General features: G+C 64.8%; 9 protein-coding genes and 1 pseudogene. 2 read left to right on the top strand and 8 right to left on the bottom strand.

Going from position 1 to position 6,488, the window contains the following annotated elements; genetic code table 11:
• Positions 1-79: 79 nt before the first annotated feature.
• Positions 80-718, top strand: a complete 639-nt coding sequence (locus JMF90_RS18745) for a hypothetical protein (RefSeq protein ID WP_307730538.1) — start codon at positions 80-82, stop codon at positions 716-718.
• Positions 715-1,767 carry an aromatic ring-hydroxylating dioxygenase subunit alpha gene (locus JMF90_RS18740; protein WP_201317300.1) on the top strand — a complete coding sequence of 351 codons (1,053 nt, stop codon included), beginning with the start codon at positions 715-717 and terminating at the stop codon, positions 1,765-1,767. The genes JMF90_RS18745 and JMF90_RS18740 overlap by 4 nt, the downstream gene beginning before the upstream one ends.
• Before the next feature lie 28 nt (positions 1,768-1,795).
• Here the strand turns inward: JMF90_RS18740 and JMF90_RS18735 are convergent.
• From JMF90_RS18735 to JMF90_RS18700, 8 genes and pseudogenes are all read right to left on the bottom strand, one after another.
• A pseudogene (locus JMF90_RS18735) lies at positions 1,796-2,164 on the bottom strand (4Fe-4S dicluster domain-containing protein); the annotation flags it as partial.
• A gap of 123 nt (positions 2,165-2,287) precedes the next feature.
• The gene (locus JMF90_RS18730) at positions 2,288-2,509 is read right to left on the bottom strand and encodes a hypothetical protein (protein ID WP_027808548.1); all 222 of its coding nucleotides are present in this window, start codon (positions 2,507-2,509) and stop codon (positions 2,288-2,290) included.
• Positions 2,510-2,658: 149 nt separating this feature from the next.
• Entirely contained in the window at positions 2,659-3,783 is a 1,125-nt protein-coding gene (locus JMF90_RS18725) for a putative zinc-binding metallopeptidase (protein ID WP_201317301.1), read from the bottom strand.
• 27 nt (positions 3,784-3,810) lie between these two features.
• The gene (locus JMF90_RS18720; RefSeq protein WP_201317302.1) at positions 3,811-4,296 is read right to left on the bottom strand and encodes a hemerythrin domain-containing protein; all 486 of its coding nucleotides are present in this window, start codon (positions 4,294-4,296) and stop codon (positions 3,811-3,813) included.
• A 282-nt stretch (positions 4,297-4,578) separates the two neighbouring features.
• A complete protein-coding gene (locus JMF90_RS18715; RefSeq protein ID WP_235349350.1) occupies positions 4,579-4,986 on the bottom strand; it encodes a hypothetical protein in 408 nt (135 codons plus the stop codon).
• Positions 4,986-5,357 (bottom strand): hypothetical protein, encoded by a 372-nt coding sequence (locus tag JMF90_RS18710; RefSeq protein ID WP_053525471.1) that lies wholly within the window; start codon positions 5,355-5,357, stop codon positions 4,986-4,988. Before JMF90_RS18710 ends, JMF90_RS18715 begins: the two co-directional genes overlap by 1 nt.
• Before the next feature lie 51 nt (positions 5,358-5,408).
• Positions 5,409-5,657: a CsbD family protein gene (locus JMF90_RS18705; protein ID WP_027808545.1), complete on the bottom strand. Its 249-nt coding sequence runs from the start codon at positions 5,655-5,657 to the stop codon at positions 5,409-5,411.
• Between the two features lie 410 nt (positions 5,658-6,067).
• Positions 6,068-6,488: succinate dehydrogenase iron-sulfur subunit (locus JMF90_RS18700; RefSeq protein WP_201325305.1), on the bottom strand; the 421-nt coding region annotated here is incomplete at its 5' end.

The raw sequence follows: 6,488 nt of genomic DNA, 5'->3' as shown, positions 1-6,488 counted from the left end.
ATTACTCGGACGCCTGCTGCTGGCCGCGCTGCTCGGCAGCGTGCGTAATAACTTCGTATAGCATACATTATACGAAGTTATACGAGACCTCGACGGCTATTCGCGGCCGCGCGGCCAGTGCCATACGCTGAACGGCAGCCTGCAGAATCCGGCCGAGAACGGCGTCGACGTCAATCATTTCAGCCCGGTGCACGGCTGGTCGAATCCGGTGCTGGAGCCGCTGCAAGCCGACGGCCACCGGCTGACGATGCGCTCGACGCTCGTGCTGCTCGGGCAACGGCTGCTGCTTGACATCACGATGCACGGCCTGGGCTGCATGGCCGCGCGCATGGAACTGCCGGACCTCGGGCTGCACGCGCGGGTCGTGCTGTTCCCGACGCAGATCGAACCCGACCGCTGGACCTGCCGCGAATTCGTCGCGCTGCGCGTCGAACGTGCGTCGGCGTGGCCGTCGCCGCTGCGCCGGGCCCTGCACGAGGTCCTCGCGAGCGCCGCATACCGGCTGTGGTTCGTGCCGCAATTCAAGCGCGACCTGCGCATCTGGGATCACCGCGACTACGACGCACGCCCGACGCTGATGGCCGGCGAGCTGCCGATCATGACGTTCCGGCGCTGGGCCGCGCAGTTCTACCCGGCACCCGGCGGCGACGCACCCGACGGGCAAGACGGCGCCGGGCCGCCGGCCGTCATGCACGCCGATCGGGAATTCGCGCGATGAGTGCCATGCCGATGCAGGAGCGCGCGATGCATGCAGCCGGCCCCGTCGACGAAACCTCGCCGCTGCCCTATCCGGACGGCTGGTTCGCGCTGTGTTTCAGCCGCGAGCTGAAGCGCGGGGCCGTGCTCACGACGCCGTTCATGGGACGCGACGTCGTGCTGTACCGGACGGCCTCGGGCGTCGCGTGCGCGGTCGACGCGTATTGCCCGCACCAGGGCGCGCATCTCGGCCACGGCGGCACGGTCGACGGCGAGCAGATCGTCTGTCCGTTCCATCACTACGCGTACGGCCCCGACGGCCGGCGTATCGCCGCCGGCTGCGCGAAGGGCGGCCAGACGCTGACGCTTCGCACCCGGCATGTGCGCGAGTGGAACGGCTTCGTGTTCGTATGGCAGAACGCCGACGGCCTGGCGCCGACCTGGGAACTGCCGGAAGTGGACATGACCGGCTTCTCGGCACCGGTCGGCCAGGCATTCACGCTACGCGGCGTGATGCAGAACCTGCCGGAAAACGGCTTCGACCTCGAACATTTCGGCGCGCTGCATCGCTGGAAGGACATGAAGCCGCATACGCCCGTGATCGACGGCCCGCGCATTTCGATGCAGGTGGACATGGCGTGGAAGCACATCAAATGGAGCACGGTGATCGGCGTTCACGGCCTTGGCTGCGTGTCGTCCGACCATGAAATGAAGGCGATCGGCCTCGAAGCGAAGATCTTCGCATGCGGCGTACAGGTCGCGCCGTTGCGCTGGACCTTCCGGGACGGTATTTCGTTCCGCTTTTCGTGGCTGTCGAGATGGCCAGCTCCGTTGCAGCGGCTCGTCTACGCCGCGCTCGGCCGGTTGCTGCACCGGCTGTGGCTGGTACCGGTGTTCAAGGAAGACATCATGGTGTGGGGCAATCGCGACTACACCGGCTACGGTACCCCGGTCGCAGGCGACGGGCCGTACCCGGTGTTCCAGCGATGGGCGCGGCAGTTCTATCCGGGCGACGCTCGCGTTGCGGCACAGCATCGCGCCGCGCAGGCGGACGCGTTCGCCGGGAAATAGCGGAGCCCTGGCCTCCGGATGTCCCGCGCTACACCGTCCGCCTGACCAGCATCGTCCGGATCTCCGAAATCGCCTTGGTCGGATTCAGCCCCTTCGGGCACACATCCGTGCAGTTCATGATCGTCCGGCAGCGGAACAGCCGGTACGGGTCCTCGAGATCGTCGAGCCGCTCGGCCGTCGCGAGATCCCGCGAATCGGCGATGAAGCGGTACGCCTGCAGCAGCCCGGCCGGGCCGACGAACTTGTCCGGGTTCCACCAGTAGCTCGGGCACGACGTCGAACAGCACGCGCACAGGATGCATTCGTACAGTCCGTCCAGCTGGTCGCGCTCCTCCGGCGATTGCAGCCGCTCGCGCGCGGGCGGCGTCGTGTCGTTGATCAGGTATGCGGCGACAGCATCTTTCCGCGCCGGTCTCACGCCATTCGGCGAAGAGGCCGCAACAAGCCATCCGGATTTCCGCCATGGTCACCCAGCCGGAACGGAAGAGCGGCAGCAGGCAGCGGCCGCTCTTCCGCCGCGTCACTGCGATGCGGCGGTCGCCGCGCTCGCTTCTTTCGCCTTCTTCGCCGCGTGGTGGTGGCCAAGCGCACATCCCGCCGCCGCACCGACCGCGCCGTGATGGCCGGCGACGTGCCCGGCTACCCCACCCACTGCCGCGCCCTTCAGGCATCCAGCCGCCTGAACCGATAGGGAAACGGCCGACAACGCGACGCACACCATTGCGATCGAGAGGAATTTCATGCGGAATTCTCCTGGAAAAAACGGCGTGCCCGTGCAGGCGGATCCTGCGTGAAAGCACTCGCCGTCCGTACGAAACACTTTCGACATGCACGACGCGCATGCCGGAAGTCCGTATTCGAACCGTTTCGGTTCCCGCCGCGCCCGGACGATTACCGCACGCTGCCCGGCTCCGCGCCGCTCCCCGCCGCATAGGCGACGAGCGACGGCTGGGCAGCCGCCGCGTCACCCGACGCGGCCACGACATCGTGCACGAAACGCAATTTCGCGACGACGGCGGGCGCCAGCACGAACGGATAGGCGTCCGGCGTCCCCATGCTGCGGTTCAGGCTGTTCAGCGCGTAGGTCAGCGGGAACCAGCGCCGCATCAGGCTGCTGAAGCTCGCTTCGTCGACCGACGTCTGGTCGGCCAGCGTCGGCAGGCTCGCGTCGTCGGGGGCAAGCACGAGCCCACATGCGGTCGCGGTATCGAGCGTGTCGACGATATGCAGGTAATGCGCCCACGTCTCGGCCCAGTCTTCCCACGGGTGCATCGTCGCGTACTCGCTGACGTACGCGCTCTCCCAGTCCGTGGGTTCGTTATTGGCATAGTGTGCGTCGAGCGCTGCCTGGTAATCGGCACGCTCGTCGCCGAAACAGGCGCGAAACGGCTCCATCCAGCGGCTGCCTCGCACGAGACGATCGAAGTAGTAGTGGCCGATTTCATGCCGGAAATGGCCGAGCAAGGTGCGATAGGGCTCGCGCATGTCCGTGCGGATCCGCTCCCGCTTCGCGTCGTCTGCTTCGTCGAGGTTTACCGTGATGAGGCCGTTCGCATGGCCGGTCATGACGACCTCGGTATCGGTCGATGCCTTGAACGAGAAGCCCATTCCGCGCGCCGGCTGCTGCGCGCGCGACTCCACCGGCAAGCCCAGCACGAGGAGCGTGTATAGCAGTCGTCGCTTCGCTGCCTCGAGACGGAACCACAGCAGCCGGTTGTCGGGCGACGACAGGTTCGGGATCGTCTCGGTGAGCACGCACGCGCGGCATAGCGTGTCGTCGCTTTCCGCCGGAATCATCCAGTTGCAAACATGCTCCACGGCGTAGTTGGCGCATTGGCGATAGCGTTTCCCGGGCATGGCCGCGTGCAGGCTACGCCATGTTCCGTCGCCCGCGGGCTCGAACGCGCCGACTTCGCCAACGTCCGGCAGATAGCCGAGCAGCGCATCGCAACGCTCGCACTTCACGTTCTCGAAGAACACCAGTTGCGAACATCGTCCACAGTGGAAGGTTTTCATGATGTGACGTCCGGGTAGAGGATTACGTCATCGCTCAGCGCGGGCGCGGGCCGGCCGCTCTTCGTCCGCCAGCCGCACGTGCATGCGCCGATAGTCGTTCCGGTATCGCCTCGCAAGCGTCGACTTGTCCGTCTCGCTCAGGATTTTTCCGGATATCTGAAAGAAGATCTTTTCCTCTTCTTTCAGATGCTCGTGCAGTTCTTCAGACAGTTTCCTGGCCGTTGCCAGCCAGCCACGCGAGCCGGGGTCACGGTCGCGCAGATTGTCGACGATCTCGTCCATCCGGTGATGATCGGCAAGTGCATCGCGCGACGGATGAAGCCCGCGGTCGTCCATCAGGATCGGAGCATAGAGAAAGCGCTCCTCGGCGGCCTCGTGCGCGCCAAGTTCGATGCGCAGTTGTTCGAACAGCATGCCGCGATCGGGGCCTGGCTTCGACCGCAATAGCCGGCGCATCAATGCGCGCTGGATCTGATGGCTTTCGCGCAGTGCATCGAAGATCGTTTCGGACATGCAGGACTCTCCCGGGCGATCGGCCTTCGGCGCATTGCGCCGTAGACCCGACATAGTTACAAAGCTGCGTGCCTCCCCGACGGTCGCACATGCACTAGTGCGTATCCACGCTATCGACGACCTTCGACAATCCACGTGCAACTGGCAGCGGCACTCGACAGCGCGCTACCCCGCAGCATGGACGCAAAGACAAGCATTCCGCGCGTTTTCAGCCAACGACACGGGAGGCCCCCTCGCAGGATCAGGCCACGCGATTGAACACTCGGACCACGGACAGCAGGATCACGGCACCGATGACTTGATCGACGATGCTGCGGCGGGAGGGCCGCTCGTTGCCGTGCCGGGCGCGTCAAGCCACGCCTGCCGCGGCCTAAATTTCAGCCGCACGATATCGCGGGTCATCCGCCCGATCAATGCGACCAGGCCGGCGCGCACTGCCGTCGCGACGAGGCGTCGCGGTCCGAGGACCGCCAGGCCCACCAGCGCCACGGCAATACTGGCGCCGGTCGAGCCGTACAGAGTCGGCAGGCTCGTCGACGGATGTCTGGCGCGGTCGTGGGCAGACGACTGCTGCGTCGTGTCGATCACATGGCTCGACGCGGACAACTCCGCGCGGGTTGCCGCCATGCGTGCCAGCAGGACGCGCCGCTGCGATTCGAGCGGTTGGCGGTCGGATGCTCGTTGCGTCATCACACACTCTCCCGGACGGTGCGGATATCGCGCTGCAACTCCTCGCTCAGAACGGAAAAGGTACCGTGCTCGTCACGCGTGCGTACCACGAGGAGCGCGCCGATGGACGCGAGCACCCAGAATCCCGCTACGGCCCATGCGACCTCGATCAGGTAACGCGTGTTCGCCGCGCTGACGATCGCTGCCACGCACACGAATGCGAGCCCGAACATCACGCTCAGTCCCAGCAGGGCATACAGGATCAGGTCGCGCATGAAGCGCTTCCGGGCGAGGCCGAGTTCGATGGCTGCGAGATTCGCATAATCGGTCAGGCGTGCGACAGAAAATTGCGCGGCGTGCGACCACTTCCCCAGTCTTGAAAGCAAAGCCATGACATGCTCCGATGCGAACTTGTCCCGGTTTCGAAGAATCATCCGTGCCGATCAGCGCTTCGACCACATGGCGCCGATGATGAAACTCACTGCAGCGACCGCCGCCAGCGCGGCAACGGGATTGTTCGCGGCGACGTCGCGGAGCTGTTCGAGCGCCTCGCCATACGATTGCTGAACCTTGCCGGCCACTTGGCGCGCCTGTCCATCGAGTTCCATGCGGCTATCGCCGATCGCTTCGCCTACTGCCTCCTGCGCCTTGCCTGCCAGATTGCGTGCTGCGCCTTCCGTTCTTTCAAACATGATCGACTCTCCATTCAATCGAGTTGTCCACCTGCCTGCGCACCCCTCGATCTCGCGATAGATCGCTCCGATGCCGTGCGGCTCAGTATAGGGACATCCTTAGGTGGCCGATCATGTTCAAATGCACCGAGAAAACTAGTGCATTTGGATGGGAAAAGTAGCGGTGAGCGCGGTGCGGCCGGCACACGTCAGAACGTTCCATACACTCGAAATTTTCGATTCTTAACGCATTGACAACCCAGCGTTTCTAAAACAGAAAATTCGTTGTGCCATCGATAATAATCAGCCGCGAAGTCGTCAGATCGATCTGTTTCTCTCGTCAATGTCGCGCGATGAAAGACTTGCTACCGCTTTGGTACGAGACGCGCTGGGGCAACGGCGGACCGCCCGGGACGCGCCGCCACGCCTCGCTACACCGTCCGCCTGACCAGCATCGTCCGGATCTCCGAAATCGCCTTGGTCGGATTCAGCCCCTTGGGGCACACGTCCGTGCAATTCATGATCGTCCGGCAGCGGAACAGCCGGTACGGATCCTCGAGATCGTCGAGCCGCTCGGCCGTCGCGAGATCCCGCGAATCGGCGATGAAGCGGTACGCCTGCAGCAGCCCGGCCGGACCGACAAACTTGTCCGGGTTCCACCAGTAGCTCGGGCACGACGTCGAACAGCACGCGCACAGGATGCATTCGTACAGCCCGTCGAGCTGGTCGCGCTCCTCCGGCGATTGCAGCCGCTCGCGCGCGGGCGGCGTCGTGTCGTTGATCAGGTATGGCCGGATCGAGTGGTACTGGTTGAAGAAATCGGTCATGTCGACGATCAGGTCGCGCACCACC

Source organism: Burkholderia sp. E168m23 (assembly GCF_016586125.1).
GTDB lineage: Bacteria > Pseudomonadota > Gammaproteobacteria > Burkholderiales > Burkholderiaceae > Burkholderia > Burkholderia orbicola.
Note: the sequence above shows the minus strand (reverse complement) of the source record. Positions and strands in the feature narration are given on the sequence as shown.

Excerpts from the sequence above, each read along its gene's own strand:
- JMF90_RS18730 (WP_027808548.1), bottom strand. The coding sequence starts at position 2,509 with ATGAAATTCCTCTCGATCGCAATGGTGTGCGTCGCGTTGTCGGCCGTT.
- JMF90_RS18710 (WP_053525471.1), bottom strand. The coding sequence starts at position 5,357 with ATGGCTTTGCTTTCAAGACTGGGGAAGTGGTCGCACGCCGCGCAATTT.
- JMF90_RS18740 (WP_201317300.1), top strand. The coding sequence starts at position 715 with ATGAGTGCCATGCCGATGCAGGAGCGCGCGATGCATGCAGCCGGCCCC.
- JMF90_RS18705 (WP_027808545.1), bottom strand. The coding sequence starts at position 5,657 with ATGTTTGAAAGAACGGAAGGCGCAGCACGCAATCTGGCAGGCAAGGCG.
- JMF90_RS18715 (WP_235349350.1), bottom strand. The coding sequence starts at position 4,986 with ATGACGCAACGAGCATCCGACCGCCAACCGCTCGAATCGCAGCGGCGC.
- JMF90_RS18725 (WP_201317301.1), bottom strand. The coding sequence starts at position 3,783 with ATGAAAACCTTCCACTGTGGACGATGTTCGCAACTGGTGTTCTTCGAG.
- JMF90_RS18720 (WP_201317302.1), bottom strand. The coding sequence starts at position 4,296 with ATGTCCGAAACGATCTTCGATGCACTGCGCGAAAGCCATCAGATCCAG.